Source organism: Streptomyces sp. M92 (assembly GCF_028473745.1).
Classification (GTDB): Bacteria; Actinomycetota; Actinomycetes; order Streptomycetales; family Streptomycetaceae; genus Streptomyces.
The window spans coordinates 4037065-4057062 of record NZ_CP101137.1 but is presented as its reverse complement, the minus strand read 5'-3'; the positions used below and the strand labels follow the sequence as shown (position 1 = coordinate 4057062).

Genomic DNA, 19998 nt, shown 5'->3' with positions numbered 1-19998 from the left:
ATGACCAGCACCACGGAACCCGTCGAGCCGCTGTCGGTCTGGCAGCTGTCGGAGACGACCCTGCTCCGCTTCGCCACCGCCGGCTCGGTCGACGACGGCAAGTCCACCCTGGTGGGCAGGCTCCTGCACGACTCCAAGTCGGTCCTCACCGACCAGCTGGAGGCCGTCGAGCGCGCCTCCGCGAGCCGCGGCCAGGACGCGCCGGACCTCGCGCTGCTCACCGACGGCCTGCGGGCCGAGCGCGAGCAGGGCATCACCATCGACGTGGCCTACCGCTACTTCGCCACCCCGCGCCGCCGGTTCATCCTCGCCGACACCCCCGGGCACGTGCAGTACACCCGGAACATGGTCACCGGCGCCTCCACCGCCGAACTGACCGTCATCCTGGTCGACGCCCGCAACGGCGTCGTCGAGCAGACCCGCCGGCACGCCGCCATCGCCGCCCTGCTGCGCGTCCCGCACGTCGTCCTCGCCGTCAACAAGATGGACCTGGTCGACTACCAGGAGTCCGTCTTCGCCGCCATCGCCGAGGAGTTCACGGCGTACGCGACCGAACTGGGCGTCCCCGAGGTCACCGCGATCCCGATCTCGGCGCTCGCGGGCGACAACGTGGTGGAGGCGTCGGCGGTCATGGACTGGTACGGCGGCCCGACAGTGCTGGAGCACCTGGAGACGGTGCCGGTCAGCCACGACCTGGCGCACTGCCACGCCCGGCTGCCCGTGCAGTACGTGATCCGCCCGCGCACCGCCGAGCACCCCGACTACCGCGGCTACGCGGGCCAGATCGCCGCCGGCACCTTCCGCGTCGGCGACGAGGTGACCGTCCTGCCGTCGGGCCGCACCTCGAAGGTGTCCGGCATCGACCTGCTGGGCGAGCCCGTCGAGGCGGCCTGGACGCCGCAGTCGGTGACGCTGCTGCTCGAGGACGACATCGACGTCTCGCGCGGCGACCTGATCGTGCCCAGCAAGGACGCGCCGGAGACCTCCCAGGACGTGGAGGCCACGGTCTGCCACGTCGCCGACGCGCCGCTCACCGTGGGCCACCGGGTGCTGCTCAAGCACGGCACCCGCACGGTCAAGGCGATCGTCAAGGACATCCCGGCCCGGCTCACGCTGGACGACCTGTCCCTGCACCCGCACCCCGGGCAGCTCGTCGCCAACGACATCGGCCGGGTGAAGATCCGCACGGCGGAGCCGCTGCCCGCCGACTCCTACGCCGACTCCCGGCGCACCGGTTCGTTCATCCTGATCGACCCGAACGACGGCACCACCCTCACCGCGGGCATGGCCGGCGAGTCCTTCGCCGCGCCGGAGCCGGTCAAGGACGAGGCGGACGACAACGGGTGGGACTTCTAGCCATGGGCTCCCGGAGTCTCCACCCCACCGACTTCTACTCCACGTTCGCGAAGGAGGGCGGCCGCGTCGGCAGCGGCGCCCTCGGGAGTGGGCAGGGCGGCGTCGGGCGATGCGGCAGGTGACGTACGCGCACCGCTCGCGCGCCCTCGCCCCCCGCCGCCGTAGAAGCGAACCCGCCGATCTCCCGGCCACGACCTGACACCTCGGACCAACCGACAGGCGTGAGCGCCGGGCCAACGAGAGGAACACCTCCCGTGCCTGCCACCAAGCCCCTGCGCCGCACCCTGGCGGTCCTCGCCGCACTGCCGCTGCTGGTCCTCGCCGGCTGCGGGTACGGCTCCCAGGCCAAGGACGACGGGGGCGTGGAGATCGCCGCCGGGGCCGAGCAGATCGACGGCCTCGACTCGGTCCGGATCGGGTACTTCGGCAACATCACGCACGCCACGCCGCTGGTCGGCAACCAGAAGGGCTTCTTCCAGAAGGAGCTGGGCGCCACCGAGGCCAAGTACGCGGTCTTCAGCGCGGGCCCGTCCGAGATCGAGGCGCTGAACTCGGGCTCCATCGACATCGGCTGGATCGGCCCATCGCCGGCGATCAACGGTTACGCCAAGTCGGAGGGCAAGAACCTGCGGATCATCGGCGGTTCGGCCTCCGGCGGCGTGAAGCTGGTGGTGAACCCGGACAAGATCAAGTCGCTGGAGGACGTCAAGGGCAAGCGCATCGCCACCCCTCAGCTCGGCAACACGCAGGACGTCGCGTTCCTCAACTGGGTGGCCGAGCAGGGCTGGGAGGTCGACGCGCTCAGCGGCAAGGGTGATGTGACGGTCGTCCGCAGCGACAACAAGGTGACCCCGGACGCCTTCCAGTCCGGTTCCGTCGACGGCGCGTGGGTGCCGGAGCCGACCGCCTCCCGGATGGTCGCCCAGGGCGGCAAGGTGCTGCTGGACGAGTCGACGCTGTGGCCGGACGAGAAGTTCGTGATCACGAACATCATCGTGCGGCAGGAGTTCCTCAAGGAGCACCCGAAGGTCGTCGAGGCCGTGCTGAGGGCGTCGGTCGCCACCAACGAGTGGATCGAGGCCAACCCCGACGAGGCCAAGGCCGCCGCGAACACGCGGCTGGAGAAGGACACCGGCAAGGCCCTGCCCGCCGGTGTCCTGGACCCGGCGTGGGAGTCGATCCGGCTCACCGACGACCCGCTCGCCGCCACCCTCGGCGCCCAGGCCGACCACGCCGTCGAGGCGGGCCTGCTGGACCAGCCCGACCTCAAGGGCATCTACGACCTCAGGCTGCTCAACAAGATCCTCAAGGCCAAGGGCGAGCCCGCGGTCGACGACGCCGGACTCGGCGTCCAGTAAGCCCGGAACCCGACCCGTCCCCAGGAGGTGACGACCATGGCCACGACCACGACCCTCGCCAAGGCCGACGAGGGCACCGCGGCGGCCACGCACGCCGCCCGGATCGAGCACGTCTCCAAGTCGTTCGCCGGCCCCGCGGGGCAGCAGCTCGTGCTGGACGACATCTCCCTCGATGTCGCGCCCGGCGAGTTCGTCACCCTCCTGGGGGCCTCCGGCTGCGGCAAGTCCACGCTGCTGAACCTGGTGGCGGGCCTGGACAGGCCCAGCGCCGGCGCGATCACCACGGACGGCCGACCCGCCCTGATGTTCCAGGAACACGCCCTGTTCCCTTGGCTGACGGCCGGCAAGAACATCGAACTCGCCCTCAAGCTGCGCGGCGTGCCCAAGTCCGAGCGCCGCGACAAGGCCGAGGAACTCCTCGAACTCGTACGGCTGGGGGGCGCGCACGGCAAGCGGGTGCACGAGCTGTCCGGCGGCATGCGCCAGCGGGTCGCGATGGCCCGGGCACTCGCCCAGGAGAGCAAGCTCCTGCTGATGGACGAGCCCTTCGCCGCGCTCGACGCCATCACCCGCGACGTCCTGCACGACGAACTGACCCGCATCTGGCGCGAGACACAGCTGTCCGTCCTCTTCGTCACCCACAACGTCCGCGAGGCCGTCCGGCTCGCCGAGCGCGTGGTGCTGCTGTCCTCGCGCCCGGGGCGCATCGCCCGCGAGTGGACGGTCGGCATCCCGCAGCCGCGCCGCATCGAGGATGCCGAGGTCGCGGAGCTGTCCGTCCAGATCACCGAAGAACTGCGTGGGGAGATCCGCCGCCATGGCCAGCACTGACACGACGCCCCCCGCGAAGGAGGGCGGCGATCTCGCCGGTCTGGAAGCGGGCCTGGACGCACTGGAGACGGTGCAGCACAGCCGCACGCCCTTCCGGCGGACCCTCGTGGAGAAGATCCTGCCCCCGACCGTCGCCGTGCTCCTGGTCCTGGCGGTCTGGCAGGGCCTGGTCTCCTTCGAGATCGTCGACGACCCGACCAAGCTGCCCGCCCCGTCGGACGTGTGGCACGTGCTCCACCAGGCCTGGCTCCAGGGCGAGCTGCTCGGCTACATCTGGACCAGCGTCTCGCGCGGACTGTCCGGCTTCCTGCTGGCGCTGCTGATCGGCACGCCGCTCGGGCTGCTGGTGGCGCGGGTGAAGTTCGTGCGTGCGGCGATCGGCCCGATCCTGTCCGGCCTCCAGTCGCTGCCCTCCGTCGCCTGGGTGCCGCCCGCCGTGATCTGGCTCGGTCTGAACAACTCGATGATGTACGCCGTCATCCTGCTCGGCGCGGTCCCCTCCATCGCCAACGGCCTGGTGTCGGGCGTGGACCAGGTCTCCCCGATCTTCCTGCGGGCCGGCCGCACGCTGGGCGCCACGGGACTGAAGGGGACCTGGCACATCGTGCTGCCGGCCGCGCTGCCCGGCTACGTCGCCGGCCTCAAGCAGGGCTGGGCGTTCTCCTGGCGCTCGCTGATGGCGGCCGAGATCATCGCGTCCTTCCCGGATCTGGGCATCGGCCTCGGCCAGCTCCTGGAGAACGGCCGCAACGCCAGCGACATGGCCATGGTCTTCGAGGCCATCCTCCTCATCCTCGTCGTCGGCATCGCCATCGACCTGCTGATCTTCAGTCCGCTGGAGCGGTGGGTACTGCGCAGCCGCGGCCTGCTGGTGAGGAGCTGAGAGACGCCATGTCCGCTCCGGTCATCCTCGTCATCGCCCACGGCAGCCGTGACCCGCGGCACGCCCGGACCGTGCACGCCCTGGTGCGCCGGGTCAGGTCGCTGCGCCCGGACGTACGGGTGGAGACGGGCTTCCTGGACTTCAACGTGCCCTCGGTGCAGGGCGTGCTGGAGTCCCTGGCGACGGAGGGTGTGCGGGACGTCGTGGCCCTGCCCCTCCTCCTGACCCGCGCCTTCCACGCGAAGGCGGACATCCCGGCGGTCCTGGCGGACGCGCCACCGCGGCTGCGCATCCGCCAGGCGGAGGTGCTCGGTCCCTCCCCCCTGCTCCTGTCGGCGCTGGAACGGCGCCTGTACGAGGCGGGCCTGTCGCCCGCCGACAAGTCCTCGACCGGGGTCGTGCTGGCCTCGGCGGGGTCCTCCGACCCGGAGGCGATCGCAGTGATCGCTGAAATCGCGCGGGAGTGGCGGCACACCGGTTGGTGCGCCGTGCGGCCTGCGTTCGCCTCCGCATCCCTTCCCCGCACCGAGGACGCGGTGCGGGAGCTGCGCGAGCTGGGCTGCGCCCGCGTGGCCGTCGCCCCGTACGTCCTGGCCCCGGGCTTCCTGCCGGACCGCATCGCGCGGGGCGCGGCCGGGGCGGACGTACTGGCCGACGTCCTCGGTCCCTCGCCGGAGGTGGCGCGGGTGCTGCTGGAGAGGTACGAGGCGGCGCGGGTGCCGGTGCTGGCGGCGGTGGGGGCCTGAGGCCACCGGCGGTGCTCAGGCGGCGGTCAGCTCCACGAGCTTGGTGACGGTGTTCCAGTTGCGGGTGGTGGTGATCAGGCCCTTGGTGACCCGCGGTTTGGCCAGGGCCTCGGCGAGTTTGGAGCGGCCGAGGCCGCTGGGCGCGTACAGGTACAGGGCGCGGTCGCCGAGGCGGAAATCCTCCGGCTCGAAGGCGGGACGGTCGACCGGCGAGAAGCGTTCCTCGTCGACCGGCGCGGAGAAGTAGGTGACGTGGAGCTGCTTGGGCTCCAGGTCGGCGGCCGGGAAGGGGCAGGCCTCGACGACCGCCCTGAGGTAGGCGTGGTCGCGGACGAGGACGTCCACGGGGAAGCCGAAGCGCTTCTCGATCGCCCGCGTCAACTCGGCGGCCAGCGACTCCTCGTCCCCGTGCCCGGACGCGAACACCGCCTGTCCGCTCTGGAGATGGGTGCGTACGGCGTCATGGCCGAGCTCCTCCAGAAGTGCGCGCAACTCGGCCATCGGGAGCTTCTTCGCGCCGCCCACGTTGATCCCGCGCAACAGCGCCGCGTACATCGTCGTCATGCGCACACCATAGAACGGCCGTCGCGCCCCGTGGGGGCGGGCGCGACGGCCGGGTCCGCGCGCCGGGCGGACGTGCGCGCCACTTTCGCCGATGAGGTGTCCGTGGTTCAACCACTAAGCGCGCCTGTGACTTATTCAACAACGTTGCTGTAAGGGGCCCGTGTCCTCCTCAGCGGTGAGGACGGCGGTACGGAGGGACGAGCCGGCGCCGCCCAAGGTCACCGGTGAGCACGACGAGATCGCTCTGTCCGGCCCCTGCCTTCGAAGCGGAAGGTGGCGGCGGGGGCCGTCACCGCTCAGGAGGGGGAAGGACGCCGAGGGCCCGTCGGTCCGGCGGAACCGACGGGCCCTCGGCGTGTTCTCTCCTGCCGTGCGGTCAGGCTCTCGCCGCCGCCAGTTCGGCCTCGATCAGGTCGGCGGCCCGCCGGGTGCCGCCCTCCTGCGCCATCCGCGCCCGGATCTCCTTCAGGCGCCCCGCCACCTCCGGGTCGTCGACCAGGTCGAGGGCGGCGGTGCGCAGCGCCTCGGCGGTGGCCTCCTCGGTGGGGAGGTGCCGGGCGACGCCGAGTCCCTGGAGCATGTCCGCGTTGACGAACTGGTCCGCGGCCTGCGGCACGGCGATCATCGGCGTGGCGGTGGCCAGACCCTCCTGACTGCCGCCGGCGCCCGCGTGGGTGACGAACAGGTCGGCCTGCTGGAGGACCGCCAACTGCGGGACCCACGACCGCACTTCCACGTTCTCCGGTACGTCGCCCAGCTCGGCGGGGTCGACGTGCCTGCCGATCTGGAGCACGACATGCCAGCCGGGCAGTCCGGCGAAGGCCTCGACGCACTCCCGGTAGAAGGCGGGCTGCTTGGTGAACGCCGAGCCGAGGGAGACGAGGACGACCTTCCCGGCACCCTCGGGACGCCGCCACTCCCCTTCGGCGGTGCGGTCGCCCTGGCAGGCGCCGACGAACGTGTACGCCTTCTCGTCGACCCGGTCGGCGTTGGGCTGGAGCGCTTTCGGGATCAGCACCAGGGAGCGGGCCGGGCGACCGACGAACGGGTCCGGGTGCATGGTGATCCCGTTCTCCTCCAGCCAGGCGTGGAAGCGGGCGTAGTAGGCCTGGCCGCGTTCGGTCTTCAGCGGCTCCTCCCACATCGGCTCGCCGACCTCCTTCTCGTACCCCTCCCAGGCCACCATGCACGGCGAGAGGGAGACCACGGGCACGTCCCAGCGGTGGCCGAGGACGCGGGCCGGGTAGGAGGCGATGTCGTGCAGGATCAGGTCCGGCTCGTCGCCCTCGTACGCCTCGATGAGCTGCGGGAGCGCGTGGATCGCGTCGTTCAGGAACGGCTCGACGTTGTCCAGCAGCGTGGTCCCCCACGCCTCCGGGTCGGCGTCGGGGCCGGGCAGCGTGCTGTTCCACAGCTTCGGTTCGGCGCCCGCCTCGGCGACCTTGTCCGCGAAGGCGGGCGGGATCGCGTACGTCACCCGGTGTCCTCGCGCGACGAGCTCGCGGATCACCTCCAGGCTGGGGTTCACGTGGCCGTGCGCGGCGATGGAGAACATGGCGATGTGAGCGGGACTGGTCATGCGAACAGCGTACGCGAGACGAGACGTCTCGTACAACCTATTTTCGTTCATCCCGTCAGCTCCGTGTGCAGCCTCAGCCAGCGCTGGGGTGACACCTCGCCCACGAGCGCGCCCGGTCCCAGGTGTGCGGCCCGGAACGCCGCGTCCACCCGGCGCCGGGGGTGGGCCCGGCGCAAGGAGGCGTGCAGCGATCCGCCGACTCCGGAGAAGCCCAGTTCGACGAGGTCCCGCCAGCTCCGGTGAGCGGCGCCGGCGAGCAGCGGGGTGGGGCGGCGTTCGATGCGGAGGATTCCGGCATCGACGCGGGGCGCGGGGCGGAAGCCGTACCGGCTCACCCTCCCGGCCAGCCGCCATTCGTGCCGGGGCCAGGTGCGGACCGTCAGCAGAGTCCAGCGGCCGTGGTCGCCGGTGCGTTTGCGGGCGTACTCCAGCTGAGTGATCAGTGTGGCGTCGGTGAGGCCGGGTGCGGTGAGGCACCAGTCGACGATGTCCGCCGTACGGGAGAACGGCACGTTCCCGGCGACGGAGAACGGCGTGCGTGGGGGTCGCGCGGCGAGGAAGTCACCGGCGACGACGTGGACATGGGGGGAGTCCGAGAAGCGGGCGCGGAGCCCGGGGACGAGCCGGGCGTCGATCTCGTAGGCGTACAGCTCCCGGCTGCGGCGGGCGAGCGGCACGGTGAGCGCGCCCTTGCCCGCGCCCACCTCGAGGACGAGGGACGGGTGACGGCTGTCGGGAGAAACGAGCCTGGCGACACGCTCGGCCGCCGCGCGGTCGGCCAGGAAGTTCTGCGAAAGCGTGCGGGCACGCTGGGTCGGGCGGGCCATGGCCTGCGGTCCTTGTCTTCCGTGAAAGCGGGAAAGGGCAGCCGAAGGCCCTGACCGGAAGACGAAGGGCAGAAGAAGATGCGGAGGTACGGCCCACCGCGCGCGTCGGGCGCGTCAGCGGCGGGGAGACCCCGGGCCGGTCAGGGCTCCGGGGCCACGACGCATCCTGACGGAGTGTGTGCAGCCCCGGCCGAGACCGGAGTTGATGATCGCGTTGAAAGCTGCCACGGAGGCGACGTTAGACGGGCGCGCGCCCGGCGGGCAACGGGTTTTCGCGCGGGGGCGGCCGTCAGCGCTGGTAGCGGGCGAGTACGAGGTTGCCGTCCTCCTCCAGTCTCTCGCGCAGCTCCGCCATGCCGATCGCTCCGCTGTAGTACTCCTGGAGCGCGGGGGTGGCCACCTTGTCCTTCCACTCGGGGTAGCCGCGGACGGACTGCGCGGGCGCCGGGCTCAGATGGCCGGCGAGGGCGGTGCCGGTCGCCCAGCCGTGCTCGGGGGTGTGCAGGGCGGGGTCGTTCAGGGCCTCGGTGCCGGTGGGCAGCATCCAGTCGCCGAGGGCCAGGCGCACCATGTTGTCCGGCTGGAGGAGGAAGTCGACGAAGGCGGCGGCCTCCTTCTTGTGCGGGCTGTCCTCGGCGATGGACAGGGTCTGGGGGCTGACGCCCTGGGTGAGGCCGTCGGCTCCCGCCGGGGCGGGCAGCACCTGCCAGTCGAAGCCGTCGGGCGCCTGCTGTTCGATCTGCTGGCGGTAGGAGAAGCCGAGCGGAACCATCGCGTACTTCCCCGCGAAGAAGCCCGGCAGGGTGTCGGAGCCGCCGCTGCCGAGGGTGGTGGGAGAGGCGCTGCGGTCGGTGTTGACCTGGTCGTGGATGGTGCGCGGGACGACCTGGTCGCCCTCCTCGAAACGGACGGTGACCTTGCCGTCCGCGCTCCGGTGGAACAGCTGCCCGCCGGTGGACAGGGACAGGTTGAGCGTGGCGGACACGGGCTCCTTCAGCGGCCAGGCCACCCCGTACCGCCCGTCGCCGCTCAGCCGCTTCGCCACCCGGCCGAACTCCTCCCAGGTCCAGGGGTCCTCGGGCGTCGGGACCCGGACGCCGGACTCCTTCAGCAGGTCCGCGTTGGCGATCAGTACGCGCGGTTCCTGGAGGAACGGCACGCCGTAGACGCCGTCGCCGAAGGTGACCGTCTCCCAGCTGCGCTCCGGGATGCCGGACTTCAGCCGCTCGGACAGCAGGCCGGTCAGGTCGGCGAGGTAGCCGCCGTAGGCGAAATCGGCGAGGTCGTCGGAGGCGTCGTGGATGATGTCGGGCGCCTCGCCGCCCTCGAAGGAGGTGAGGAGCTGGTCGTGGACGCTGTCCCAGCTGCCCTGGACGTGTTCGACGCGTACGTCGGGGTGGGTGGCGTTCCACTCCCGCACCAGTTCCTTGTTGGCCTCGACGGACTCCTCCTGCCAGGCCAGGGACTGGAAGCGCAGGGTGATCCGGCCGTCGTCCGCTCCGTCGCCGCCGCCCGAGCAGCCCGCGAGCAGCAGGGTGAGGGAGGCCAGCAGGATCGCGATTTTCGTGCGCGCGGTCATCAGCTCTTCACCGCCCCGGCGAGCATGCCGCCCGTGATCCGCCGCTGGATGAGGGCGAAGACGACGAGGGAGGGCAGGGTGGCGAGGAACGCGGCCGCCGCGAGCGGGCCGAGGTCCGCGACGCCCTCGGCGCCGATGAAGTGGGTGAGGATCACGGGCAGGGTCTGTTTCTCCGGTGTCTTGAGCAGCACGAGGGCGAAGAAGAACTCGTTCCACGCGGTGATGAAGGCGAACAGGGCCGTCGCCACGATCCCCGGCGCGAGCAGCGGCGCGGTGACGGAGACCAGGGTGCGCAGCCGCCCGGCGCCGTCCACGGCGGCCGCCTCCTCCAGCTCGGCCGGCACCGCTCGGACGTACCCGGCGAGCATCCACAGCGCGAACGGCAGCGACCACACGACGTACACCATCACCAGCCCGGGGACGCTGTTGATCAGCCGGAGGTTCTTCAGGACGAGGAAGAGCGGGATGATCAGCAGCACGAAGGGGAAGGCCTGGCTGACCACGACCCACCCGGTGGCCGCCCGCGCGAGCCGGCCGCGGTGGCGGGCCATGACGTAGGCCATCGGGGTCGCGATCAGTACGGCGATGACGGCGGCGCCGAGCGCGGCGAGCAGGGAGTTGAGGGCGGCGCGCAGCAGCGGCTGTTCGTCGAAGGCCTGCCGGAAGTTGTCGAGGGTGGGATTCTGCGGGATCCAGGTGGGGTGGAGGCTGCCCAGCTCCTGGGGCGGTTTGAAGGCGGTGGAGATCAGCCAGAGGAAGGGGAAGGCCAGGAAGACCAGGTACGCGAGGAGCGCGGCGTACTGGCCGACGCGGGCCGGGGTCGAGGTCCTCACGCCTCGTCACCTCCCTTGAGTACGCCCTTGAGTCCGCCCTTGAGCCGGCCGGCGAGGAAGACGGCGAGGACGATCGAGATCACGGCCACCATGACGCAGCCCATCGCCGCCGCGTAGCCGAACTGGCCGTAGCGGAAGGCCTCCTCGTAGGCGAAGAGCATGGGCAGCCGGGTCCGGCCGCCGGGGCCGCCGTTGGTCAGCACGTAGACCAGGGCGAAGGAGTTGAAGTTCCAGATGAGGTTGAGCGCGGTGATGGCGAGGGCGACCGGTCTGAGGGCGGGCCAGGTGACGGTGCGGAAACGGCGCCAGGCCCCGGCGCCGTCGACGGCGGCGGCCTCGTGCAGCTCGCGCGGGGTGTTCTGGAGGCCGGCGAGCAGGGCGACCGTCGTCTGGGGCATGCCGGCCCAGACGCCGACGACGATGACGGCGGGCAGGGCGGTGGCGAGGCCGCTGAGCCAGTCCCGGCCGTCGCCGAGGCCGAGGTCGCGCAGCGTCTCGTTGAGGATGCCCGCGTCCGGGTTGTAGACCAGCCGCCACATGATGCCGACGACGACCTCGGGCATCGCCCAGGGAATGATCGCCAGGGCACGGGCCAGCCATCGCATGCGCAGGTTCTGGTTGAGCAGCAGGGCGAGGCCGAGCGCGAGCAGGAACTGCGGGACCGTGACGCCGGCGGCCCACAGCAGCCCGATGCGGAACGACTCCCAGAACAGGGTGTCGTGCAGCAGGTCCTGGAAGTTCAGGGTGCCGACCCACTGCGTGGGCTCGGTCCGGCCGGACTGGGCGTCGGTGAACGCGAGCAGGATGCCGTAGAGCAGCGGTCCGACGCTGAGCACCAGGATGGGGATCAGCGCGGGCAGCACCAGGAACCAGGCACCGTGGTCCGGGCCGCGCCGCGGCCGGTCCCCGCCGGGCGCGCGGCGCGCCGGTCTCCCCCGCTCGGTCACCAATGTCACGTAATCAGCCCCTTTGCGCGGCTCGGGACGGGCCTGGTCATGGTCGTGAAGGCGCCGTGCCCCGTCAAGGGCCCGCGCACACGCTCCGACCTGTGCGAATGCGACACTGGCGGACGGATGGCGGGAACCCGGCGGACACGGAGGCAGGCGACGATGGACGAGGCACGGGCGCGGGAGGTGCTGGCCGAGGCGGGGGTGCTGCCCGGCGCGGCGCGGGAGGCGCGGCTGCTCGCCCTGGGCGAGAACGCGGTGTTCGCCGCCGGTGACCTGGCGGTCAAGGTGGGCCGGGACGCGGAGCTCCTCGCCCGGGCGCGCCGGGAACTGGCCGTCGCGGTATGGCTGGAAGAGGCCGGTGTGCCGGCGGTACGGGCTGCCGACCCGACGGCGCTGGTCGTCGACGGGCACCCGGTGACCGTGTGGCGGCGGCTGCCCGACCCGGTGCGGCCCGCCGAGCCGCGGGACGTGGCCGTGCTGCTCAGGCTGGTGCACGAACTGCCCTCCCCCTCCTTCGGGCTGCCGCCCCGCGAACTGCTGGGCGGTGTGGAACGCTGGCTGCGGCTCGCGGGCGACGTGATCGACCCGGCGGACGCCGCGTATCTGCGCGAGCGGCGGGACGGTTTCGCGTCGGCCGCCGCCGCGCTCGTCCCGCACCTGACGCCGGGCCCGATCCACGGCGACGCGCTGCCCCGCAACGTGCACGTCGGTCCCGACGGCCCCGTCCTGGTCGACCTGGAGACCTTCTCCACCGACCTGCGCGAGCACGACCTGGTGGTGCTCGCCCTCAGCCGGGACCGCTACGGGCTGCCCGCCGAGGCCTACGACGCCTTCACCGCGACGTACGGCTGGGACGTGCGCGAGTGGGACGGCTGCGCTGTTCTGCGCGGCGCCCGCGAGACGGCCAGCTGCGCGTGGGTGGCACAGCACGCGCCGAGCAACCCGAAGGCGCTGGCGGAATTCGAACGCCGCGTGGCGTCGCTGCGGGACGGTGACCCGACGGTGCGGTGGTATCCGTTCTGACTCCGGCGGGGTCGGGGCCGGTCCGGGGCGACCGGGTGCTGGCCCCAGGCTGGTCCGCGGCACCGGACCGGGCCCGCCGCGCCGAAGGCCGCTCCGCCCCATAGCGCCGAAAGCCGCTACCGAGGCGGACCTGTTCCGCTGCCCCCGGGCGAGACCCAGATGCGGGCTTCAAACCCCACGGCCCGAGACCGGCCCGCAGCACCGGACCGGGCCCGCTGCCCCGGGTGAGTCCGAGATGCGGGACCTAGACGCCCAGCCGCTACCGAGGCGGACCTGTTCCGCTGCCCCCGGGCGCGGCCCGGGTGCGGGACTCTGCCTCCCTGACCGGTGTCAGACCCGTTCGCCGGCCGGCTCGCGCAGGGGCCATCTGCCGTCCACCACGGCCGTGGCGTCGCCCTTGCGGCGCAGGAAGCTCTGGAAGTCCGCCGCCCACTCGGCGTACCACTCGATCTGGCGGTGGTGCAGGTCCGCCGGGCCGAGGGACGCCACCTTGGGATGGCGGCCGGCTATCGCGCAGGCCAGCCGGGCGGCGGCGAGGGCGTCGGCGGTGGCGTCGTGGGCGGCGTCGAGCGGGACGCCGTACTCCTTGCAGACCGCTTCGAGGTTCCGCTTGCCGCGGCGGTAGCGGTCGACGGAACGGTCGATGGTGTACGGGTCTATGACCGGGGCCGGGTCCAGGCCGCCCAGGCGGTCGCTCAGGGACGGCAGGCCGTACCGCCGCAGTTCGGCGGAGAGGAGGGTCAGGTCGAAGGCCGCGTTGTAGGCGACGACCGGGACGCCCGTCTTCCAGTAGGCCGCGAGCACACCGGCCATGGCGTCGGCCACCTGGTCGGCGGGGCGTCCCTCGGCGGCGGCCCGCTCATTGCTGATGCCGTGGACCGCCACCGCGTCCGCCGGGATCTCCACACCTGGGTCGGCCAGCCACTCCCGGCGGCCCAGCGGCTCCCCGCCCCTGACCTCGATCACGGCCCCCGTGACGATGCGCGCCTCGTGCGGGTCGGTGCCCGTCGTCTCCAGGTCGAAGCCGATCAGCAGCTCCCGGTGCCAGCCCATGGGCGGTCCCCCTTCTTGGTGGTGCTTTCCCCCAGTGGCCTCCACCCTCGCACGGGCCACTGACAATCGGAGGACCGCCCACCGCTTGTGCCGCCGCCAAGCTCCGCCCCAGCCGTCAGGAGACCGGCCGCGAGTCCGCCCACATCAGCTCGAACTCCTCACGGTAGGTGGGGAAAAGTCCACCTTCGTCCACCTGGTCGGACTTGACGACTTTCCCGCCGTTACGCCCGTTGCGCAGCACGAGCACCGGCGCCTCCATGCCCCGGGTGCGGCGCAGGTAGGACTGCACGACCGCGATGCCGTCCGCACCGTCGCCGTCGACGAGGTAGGCGGTGAAGCGGGGTGTCTCGTCGAAGACCTGGATCTCGAACGCGCCGGGGTCGCGCAACCGGGCGCGCACCCGGCGCATGTGCAGGATGTTCATCTCCACGGCCCGGCTCAGCTCGCCCCGCTTGATGCCGAGTTCGCGCTCGCGGCGCTTGATGGCGCTGGAGGCCGGGTTGAGGAAGAGCAGCCGCACCCGGCCGCCGGACTCGGCCAGCCGCAGCAGGCGACGGCCGGAGAAGTTCTGCACGAGCAGGTTGAGACCGATACCGAGGGCGTCCACGCGCCGCGCGCTGCCGAACAGGTCCTCGGCCGGGAACTGGCGCAGCAGCCGCACCCGGTCCGAGTGCACGGCGACCACGTCGGCGTAACGGTCGCCGACCAGGTCCTCCACCGCGTCCACCGGCAGCCGCCGCGTGGAGGGCACGTCGCTGCCCGCGCCCAGCACCTCCAGCAGCCGCGCCGAGGCCCGCTCGGCCTGGCTCAGCACCGCCTCGGACAGCGCCCGGTTGCGCGAGACGACGTTGCGGGTGACCTCCAGCTCGTCCAGGGCGAGTTCCACGTCGCGGCGCTCGTCGACGTACGGCTCGAAGCACGGCCAGTGCTGGACCATCAGCTCGCGCAGCTGGGGCAGGGTGAGGAAGCTGAGGACGTTGTCGTCGGCCGGGTCGAGGAGGTATCCCTTGCGGCGGCTGACCTCGCGGACGGCGACGGCGCGCTGCACCCACTCCTGTCCGGCGGGTCCGGCGGCGGCGACCACCCAGTCGTCGCCGTGGACGGGCTCGTAGACCGGACGCAGGACAGCGGCCACGACCGCGCGCAGCCGCTGCTCGACGAGGTTGAGCCAGATGTACGCCCGGCCGGCGCGCTGCGCCCGCGTGCGCACCTCGTGCCAAGCCTCGGCGTCCCAGTCCAGTTCGGGGCCGATCGCGCCCGCGTTCATCGGCCGCGCCAGGGACACCGCACCGGGCGGGACGTCCGTGGAGTTCCCCTGCCGACCTGCGTCGTCACCAGGGGGTAGCTCCAGCCCTCCCGAGCCCACCCGCGCACCGCCTTCCGCTCCCTCGGAGCACTCCGGGTCAGACCCCGTCCCAACGATCAAGGAAGGGTACTCCGCGAGGGGTGCGCGGTGCAGCCCGATGGACGGGCCGGTTTTCCCAACGTCCCTGATCCCCAAGCGCGTTCCGCCCGTCCGGACACCGTCGAGTGAGCGGATTCATAGCGGTGACGTGGCCGGGTACGGGGAAGGATGCCTCGCGCCCGCAACCGGGGGCGCGCCGCGCGGAACGCCGAGGGGGTGGGTAGGAGGACGTACGTGCTAGGTGGTCGCCTCACTTTCGGGGAGACTTCCGGAGGACTCGGAGCCAAGGCGTCCGCACCGGCGCCCCACACCTGAAAGAGTCGTGTCCATGCAGGTCTGGCCTGGAGAGGCATATCCACTCGGTGCCACGTACGACGGCGCCGGCACGAACTTCGCGGTCTTCACGGAGGCCGCCGACCGAGTAGAGCTGTGTCTGCTGCACGACGACGGTTCGGAGACCGCGGTCGAGCTGCGGGAGAGCGACGCGTTCGTACGGCACGCGTACCTGCCGGGCGTGATGCCGGGGCAGCGGTACGGCTACCGCGTGCACGGCCCGTACGCCCCGGAGCGCGGGCTGCGCTGCAACAGCGCCAAGCTGCTCCTCGATCCGTACGCGCGTGCGATCAGCGGTGCGGTCCAGTGGGGCGAGGAGGTGTACGGCTACCACTTCGGCGAACCCGAACGGCGCAACGACCTGGACTCCGCTCCGCACACGATGAGCTCGGTCGTGGTCAACCCCTACTTCGACTGGGGCGACGACCGGCGGCCCCGGACGGAGTACCACCACACGGTGCTCTACGAGGCCCACGTCAAGGGCCTGACGATGCGGCACCCCGGCCTCCCCGAGGAGCTGCGCGGCACCTACGCGGCCCTGGCGCATCCGGCGTTGATCGAGCACCTGACCGAGCTGGGGGTGACCGCGCTGGAGCTGATGCCCGTGCACCAGTTCGTCAACGACCACCGCCTGGTCGACATGGGCCTGAACAACTACTGGGGCTACAACACGATCGGCTTCTTCGCCCCGCACAACGCGTACGCCTCCTGGGGCGACCGGGGGCAGCAGGTGCTGGAGTTCAAGTCGGCGGTGAAGGCGCTGCACGAGGCCGGGATCGAGGTGATCCTCGACGTGGTCTACAACCACACCGCCGAGGGCAACCACCTGGGCCCCACGCTGTCCTTCAAGGGCCTCGACAACCCCTCGTACTACCGGCTGGCCGACGACCCGCGCTACTACATGGACACCACGGGGACCGGGAACTCGCTGCTGATGCGGTCCCCGCACGTACTCCAGATGATCATGGACTCGCTGCGCTACTGGGTCACCGAGATGCACGTCGACGGCTTCCGCTTCGACCTGGCGGCGACCCTGGCCCGGCAGTTCCACGAGGTGGACCGGCTGTCGTCGTTCTTCGACCTGGTGCAGCAGGACCCCGTGGTCTCGCAGGTGAAGCTGATCGCCGAGCCCTGGGACGTGGGCGAGGGCGGCTACCAGGTGGGCAACTTCCCACCGCTGTGGACCGAGTGGAACGGCAAGTACCGGGACACGGTGCGCGACCTGTGGCGGGGCGAGCCGCGCACGCTCGCCGAGTTCGCGTCCCGGCTGACCGGCTCCTCCGACCTGTACCAGGACGACGGACGCCGGCCGCTGGCCTCGATCAACTTCGTGACCTGCCACGACGGCTTCACGCTGCACGACATGGTGTCGTACAACGAGAAGCGCAACCACGCCAACGGGGAGGACAACCGCGACGGCGAGAACCACAACCGGTCGTGGAACTGCGGGGCTGAGGGCGAGACCGACGATCCGGCGGTGCTGGAGCTGCGGGCCCGGCAGATGCGGAACTTCATCGCCACGCTGCTGCTCTCCCAGGGCGTGCCGATGATCAGCCACGGCGACGAGTTCGCCCGCACCCAGAAGGGCAACAACAACGCCTACTGCCAGGACAACGAGCTGGCGTGGGTCAAGTGGCCCGAGGAGGAGCCCGACCTGCTGCGGTTCACCCGCGCGATGGTGTGGCTGCGCAAGGACCACCCGGTCTTCCGCAGGCGGCGCTTCTTCCACGGGCGGCCGGTGGAGGGCACCCACGACGAGCTGTCGGACATCGCCTGGTTCACACCCGAGGGGGGTGAGATGACCCAGCGGGACTGGCACTCCGCGCGGGCGTCGGCGCTCACCGTGTTCCTGAACGGCAACGCGATCTCCGAGCCCGGCGCGCGCGGGGAGCGCATCACCGACGACTCGTTCCTGCTGATGTTCAACGCCTCGCCGAAGGCGCTGGACTTCGTCGTGCCGGTCGACCACGGCCGGCAGTGGGAGGTGGTCGTCGACACCTCGCGGACGGACGGGGTGCCCCCGGACACGGGAGTGAAGGTGCAGGCAGGCGACCGGCTCACCCTGGTGGACCGGAGCATGACGGTGCTGCGGCGGCCCGTCTAGACGGAGTACGCGCGGGTACCGGCAGGCGCCCGTGCAGGGGGCCGGTGACACGAAAGGCGGCGGGGCGGGTACGTAGGTTTCCATGACGCCTGAGCGACCCGACCCGGTGCTGTCCTCCCGTTCCCCCGCCCCCGCCCCGACCGCCACCTACCGGCTGCAGCTGCAGCCCGCGTTCCCCTTCGCGGCCGCGGCGGCGGCCGTGCCGTACCTCGCCTCCCTCGGGGTCTCGCACCTGCACCTGTCACCCGTCCTGGAAGCGGTGCCGGGCTCGCTCCACGGCTACGACGTCGTGGACCACGCGCGCGTGCGCGAGGAGCTGGGCGGCGAGGAGGGGCTGCGGGCGCTGGCGCGCACCGCGCGGGAGCACGGTCTCGGCCTCGTGGTGGACATCGTGCCGAACCACATGGCGATGTCGCCCCGGCACAACCGCGCCCTGTGGGAGGTGCTGCGCGAGGGCCCGAAGTCGCCGTACGCGCGGTGGTTCGACATCGACTGGGAGGCGCAGGGCGGACAGCTGCTGGTGCCGGTGCTGGGGGCGCCGGTCGGCGAGGTGCTGAAGGACCTGCGGGTCGACGGGGACGTCCTGCGCTACCACGAGCACGCCTTCCCGCTGCGGGAGGGCACCGCGGACCTGCCGCTGCCGCAGCTCCTGGACGCGCAGTGGTACCGCCCGGTGTGGTGGCGGCTGGCCCGCACCGAGCTGAACTACCGGCGGTTCTTCAGCATCTCGGAGCTGATCGGCGTCCGCGTGGAGGACCCGGAGGTGTTCGAGGCCACGCACGCCACGGTGCTGCGGCTGCTGCGCGAGGGCGTGGTCGACGGGTTGCGGGTCGACCACCCCGACGGCCTCGCCGACCCCGGCACGTACCTCGCGCGGCTGCACGAGGCGAGCGGCGGCCGGTGGACGGTCGTGGAGAAGATCCTGGCGGACGGAGAGCGCCTGCCCGCCGCCTGGCCCGTCGCGGGCACCACCGGGTACGACGCCCTGCGGCACGTGGACGGGCTCTTCACGGACCCTGCCGGGCACGGGGAGCTCCTCGGGCAGTACCGAGGCTTCGCGGCCCCGCAGACGGACCGGGGCGGGGACTGGGCGGCGACGGTGCGGCGGGCGGCGTACAAGGTGCTCACGCACGAGCTGGCCACCGAGATGGACCGGCTGACCCGGGTGGCGCACCGGCTGTGCGTCGCCTCGCCGGAGCCCGCGCTGCGCGACCGGGCGCCGTGGGCGCTGCGGACGGCGCTGCGGGAGCTGCTGGTGCGGCTGGAGGTGTACCGGCCGTACACGGCGGTGGACGCGGCGTCCGTCGTTACGGAGGAGGCGGCGGCCGAGGCGCGGCTCGCCTTCGCGGTGCCCGAGGAGGCCGGGGCGGTGGACGTCGTACGGGGCCTGGTGCTCGGGCGGTACGGGGACGGTCCCGAGCACCAGGAGTTCCGGTCCCGGTTCGCGCAGACGGCGTCGGCGCTGCGGGCGAAGTCGGTGGAGGACACGGCGTTCTACCGGTACGTACCGCTGCTGTCGGCGACCGAGGTGGGCGGGGACCCGGGCCGTCCCGCCCTGTCTCCGGAGGAGTTCCACTCCTACTGCGCGCGCGTGCAGCGCGACTGGCCCGCGACGGGCACGGTCGTGTCGACCCACGACACGAAGCGCAGCGCCGACGTGCGGGCCGCGCTCGCGGTGCTGACCCAGTGCCCGGGGCGGTGGGCGGACGTCCTCACCGAGGTCACCCGCACGGGCGACGGCGTGCCGGACGCGCAGCTGGCGTGGGCGGCCTGGCAGACGGTGTTCGGACTGGGGCCGGCGGACGGCGAGCGGGTGCGGGAGGCGCTGCTGAAGCATGTCCGCGAGGCGGGGATGTACACCAGCTGGACTGAGCAGGAGCCGCCGTACGAGGAAGCGGTGGCCCGGTTCGTGGCGGCGGGCCCGTGCGGAGCGCCGGGCGAGCGGGTGACGGCCCTGCGCGCCGACCTGGAACCGCACATCCGCGCCAACGTCCTCGGCACGGCCCTGACCCACCTGACGATGCCGGGGGTGCCGGACCTCTACCAGGGGACCGAGCGGGAGTACCTGGCCCTGGTCGACCCGGACAACCGGCGGGCCGTGGACTTCCCGTCCGCCGGGCCCGTCGAGGCGGGACCGCCCGCCGGGAAGGCCGCGGTGACCCGGGCGGCGCTGGCGCTCCGGGCGCGGCGGCCCGACGCCTTCGGGGACGCGGCGACGTACGAGGCGCTGACCGCCGAGGGGCCCTCGGCGGCGCACTGCGTGGCCTTCGTCCGCTCCGGTGCCGTCCTGACGGCCGTGACCCGGTTGTCGCTGCGGCTGGCGGAGGCGGGCGGCTGGCGCGACACGGTCCTCCCGCTGCCGCCGGGCCGGTGGGCCGACGCGCTGGCACCCGGACGGGAGTTCACCGGGCACGCGCGCGTGGCGGAGCTCTTCGCGGCGGTGCCGGTGGCCCTGCTGGAGCGGGTGGGGACGGAGGACGGGGCCGGGGGCTGAGCGGTGGGCCACCGGCACGGCTCCCCTGAGCCGCCCCGCGCGGCGCGGGAGGCAGGACCGGCGAGGCACCACACGGCGGA

At 72.3% G+C, this 19998-nt stretch carries 16 protein-coding genes; 8 read left to right on the top strand and 8 right to left on the bottom strand.

Going from position 1 to position 19998, the window contains the following annotated elements; translation table 11 throughout:
* The 5 genes from cysN (at nucleotide 1) to M6G08_RS18335 (ending at nucleotide 5174) form a co-directional block, all read left to right on the top strand.
* The gene (gene cysN, locus M6G08_RS18355) at nucleotides 1–1356 is read left to right on the top strand and encodes a sulfate adenylyltransferase subunit CysN (RefSeq protein ID WP_272588242.1); all 1356 of its coding nucleotides are present in this window, start codon (nucleotides 1–3) and stop codon (nucleotides 1354–1356) included.
* Nucleotides 1357–1610: 254 nt separating this feature from the next.
* Nucleotides 1611–2714, top strand: coding sequence for an aliphatic sulfonate ABC transporter substrate-binding protein (locus M6G08_RS18350; protein ID WP_272588241.1), 1104 nt, complete (start codon nucleotides 1611–1613; stop codon nucleotides 2712–2714).
* Nucleotides 2715–2750: 36 nt separating this feature from the next.
* Entirely contained in the window at nucleotides 2751–3545 is a 795-nt protein-coding gene (locus M6G08_RS18345; protein ID WP_272588240.1) for an ABC transporter ATP-binding protein, read from the top strand.
* Nucleotides 3532–4428, top strand: a complete 897-nt coding sequence (locus M6G08_RS18340) for an ABC transporter permease (RefSeq protein WP_272588239.1) — start codon at nucleotides 3532–3534, stop codon at nucleotides 4426–4428. The genes M6G08_RS18345 and M6G08_RS18340 overlap by 14 nt, the downstream gene beginning before the upstream one ends.
* A gap of 8 nt (nucleotides 4429–4436) precedes the next feature.
* On the top strand, nucleotides 4437–5174 hold the full coding sequence (locus M6G08_RS18335) for a sirohydrochlorin chelatase (protein ID WP_272588238.1): 738 nt from the start codon (nucleotides 4437–4439) through the stop codon (nucleotides 5172–5174).
* A gap of 15 nt (nucleotides 5175–5189) precedes the next feature.
* On the opposite strand, the gene M6G08_RS18330 is transcribed toward M6G08_RS18335, so the two are convergent.
* The 6 genes from M6G08_RS18330 to M6G08_RS18305 form a co-directional block, all read right to left on the bottom strand.
* Entirely contained in the window at nucleotides 5190–5738 is a 549-nt protein-coding gene (locus M6G08_RS18330; protein ID WP_272588237.1) for a DUF1697 domain-containing protein, read from the bottom strand.
* Nucleotides 5739–6114: 376 nt separating this feature from the next.
* Nucleotides 6115–7368 carry a glycosyltransferase gene (locus M6G08_RS18325; RefSeq protein WP_272588236.1) on the bottom strand — a complete coding sequence of 418 codons (1254 nt, stop codon included), beginning with the start codon at nucleotides 7366–7368 and terminating at the stop codon, nucleotides 6115–6117.
* Nucleotides 7365–8144 (bottom strand): 23S rRNA (adenine(2058)-N(6))-methyltransferase Erm(O), encoded by a 780-nt coding sequence (gene erm(O) / locus M6G08_RS18320; protein ID WP_272588235.1) that lies wholly within the window; start codon nucleotides 8142–8144, stop codon nucleotides 7365–7367. Before erm(O) ends, M6G08_RS18325 begins: the two co-directional genes overlap by 4 nt.
* A 289-nt stretch (nucleotides 8145–8433) precedes the next feature.
* Entirely contained in the window at nucleotides 8434–9723 is a 1290-nt protein-coding gene (locus M6G08_RS18315) for an ABC transporter substrate-binding protein (RefSeq protein ID WP_272588234.1), read from the bottom strand.
* Nucleotides 9723–10556, bottom strand: coding sequence for a carbohydrate ABC transporter permease (locus M6G08_RS18310; RefSeq protein ID WP_272588233.1), 834 nt, complete (start codon nucleotides 10554–10556; stop codon nucleotides 9723–9725). The genes M6G08_RS18315 and M6G08_RS18310 overlap by 1 nt, the downstream gene beginning before the upstream one ends.
* A complete protein-coding gene (locus M6G08_RS18305; RefSeq protein ID WP_272588232.1) occupies nucleotides 10553–11512 on the bottom strand; it encodes a carbohydrate ABC transporter permease in 960 nt (319 codons plus the stop codon). The genes M6G08_RS18310 and M6G08_RS18305 overlap by 4 nt, the downstream gene beginning before the upstream one ends.
* A gap of 153 nt (nucleotides 11513–11665) precedes the next feature.
* On the opposite strand from M6G08_RS18305, the gene M6G08_RS18300 reads away from it, so the two are divergent.
* A complete protein-coding gene (locus tag M6G08_RS18300) occupies nucleotides 11666–12529 on the top strand; it encodes a phosphotransferase enzyme family protein (protein WP_272588231.1) in 864 nt (287 codons plus the stop codon).
* A gap of 330 nt (nucleotides 12530–12859) precedes the next feature.
* Here the strand turns inward: M6G08_RS18300 and M6G08_RS18295 are convergent, their stop codons facing one another.
* Nucleotides 12860–13582, bottom strand: coding sequence for a 3'-5' exonuclease (locus M6G08_RS18295; RefSeq protein ID WP_272588230.1), 723 nt, complete (start codon nucleotides 13580–13582; stop codon nucleotides 12860–12862).
* 115 nt (nucleotides 13583–13697) lie between these two features.
* Entirely contained in the window at nucleotides 13698–14948 is a 1251-nt protein-coding gene (locus M6G08_RS18290) for a DUF5919 domain-containing protein (RefSeq protein ID WP_272588229.1), read from the bottom strand.
* Between the two features lie 367 nt (nucleotides 14949–15315).
* Between M6G08_RS18290 and glgX the strand changes: the two genes are divergently transcribed.
* Nucleotides 15316–17424: a glycogen debranching protein GlgX gene (glgX, locus tag M6G08_RS18285; protein ID WP_272588228.1), complete on the top strand. Its 2109-nt coding sequence runs from the start codon at nucleotides 15316–15318 to the stop codon at nucleotides 17422–17424.
* A gap of 82 nt (nucleotides 17425–17506) precedes the next feature.
* Nucleotides 17507–19918 carry a malto-oligosyltrehalose synthase gene (gene treY, locus M6G08_RS18280; protein ID WP_272588227.1) on the top strand — a complete coding sequence of 804 codons (2412 nt, stop codon included), beginning with the start codon at nucleotides 17507–17509 and terminating at the stop codon, nucleotides 19916–19918.
* Nucleotides 19919–19998: the final 80 nt, after the last annotated feature.

Coding starts and splice junctions, on each gene's coding strand:
- M6G08_RS18345 (WP_272588240.1), top strand. CDS start 2,751: ATGGCCACGACCACGACCCTCGCCAAGGCCGACGAGGGCACCGCGGCG.
- M6G08_RS18330 (WP_272588237.1), bottom strand. CDS start 5,738: ATGACGACGATGTACGCGGCGCTGTTGCGCGGGATCAACGTGGGCGGC.
- M6G08_RS18295 (WP_272588230.1), bottom strand. CDS start 13,582: ATGGGCTGGCACCGGGAGCTGCTGATCGGCTTCGACCTGGAGACGACG.
- M6G08_RS18300 (WP_272588231.1), top strand. CDS start 11,666: ATGGACGAGGCACGGGCGCGGGAGGTGCTGGCCGAGGCGGGGGTGCTG.
- M6G08_RS18335 (WP_272588238.1), top strand. CDS start 4,437: ATGTCCGCTCCGGTCATCCTCGTCATCGCCCACGGCAGCCGTGACCCG.
- M6G08_RS18315 (WP_272588234.1), bottom strand. CDS start 9,723: ATGACCGCGCGCACGAAAATCGCGATCCTGCTGGCCTCCCTCACCCTG.
- treY (WP_272588227.1), top strand. CDS start 17,507: ATGACGCCTGAGCGACCCGACCCGGTGCTGTCCTCCCGTTCCCCCGCC.
- M6G08_RS18340 (WP_272588239.1), top strand. CDS start 3,532: ATGGCCAGCACTGACACGACGCCCCCCGCGAAGGAGGGCGGCGATCTC.
- cysN (WP_272588242.1), top strand. CDS start 1: ATGACCAGCACCACGGAACCCGTCGAGCCGCTGTCGGTCTGGCAGCTG.
- glgX (WP_272588228.1), top strand. CDS start 15,316: ATGCAGGTCTGGCCTGGAGAGGCATATCCACTCGGTGCCACGTACGAC.
- M6G08_RS18325 (WP_272588236.1), bottom strand. CDS start 7,368: ATGAACGAAAATAGGTTGTACGAGACGTCTCGTCTCGCGTACGCTGTT.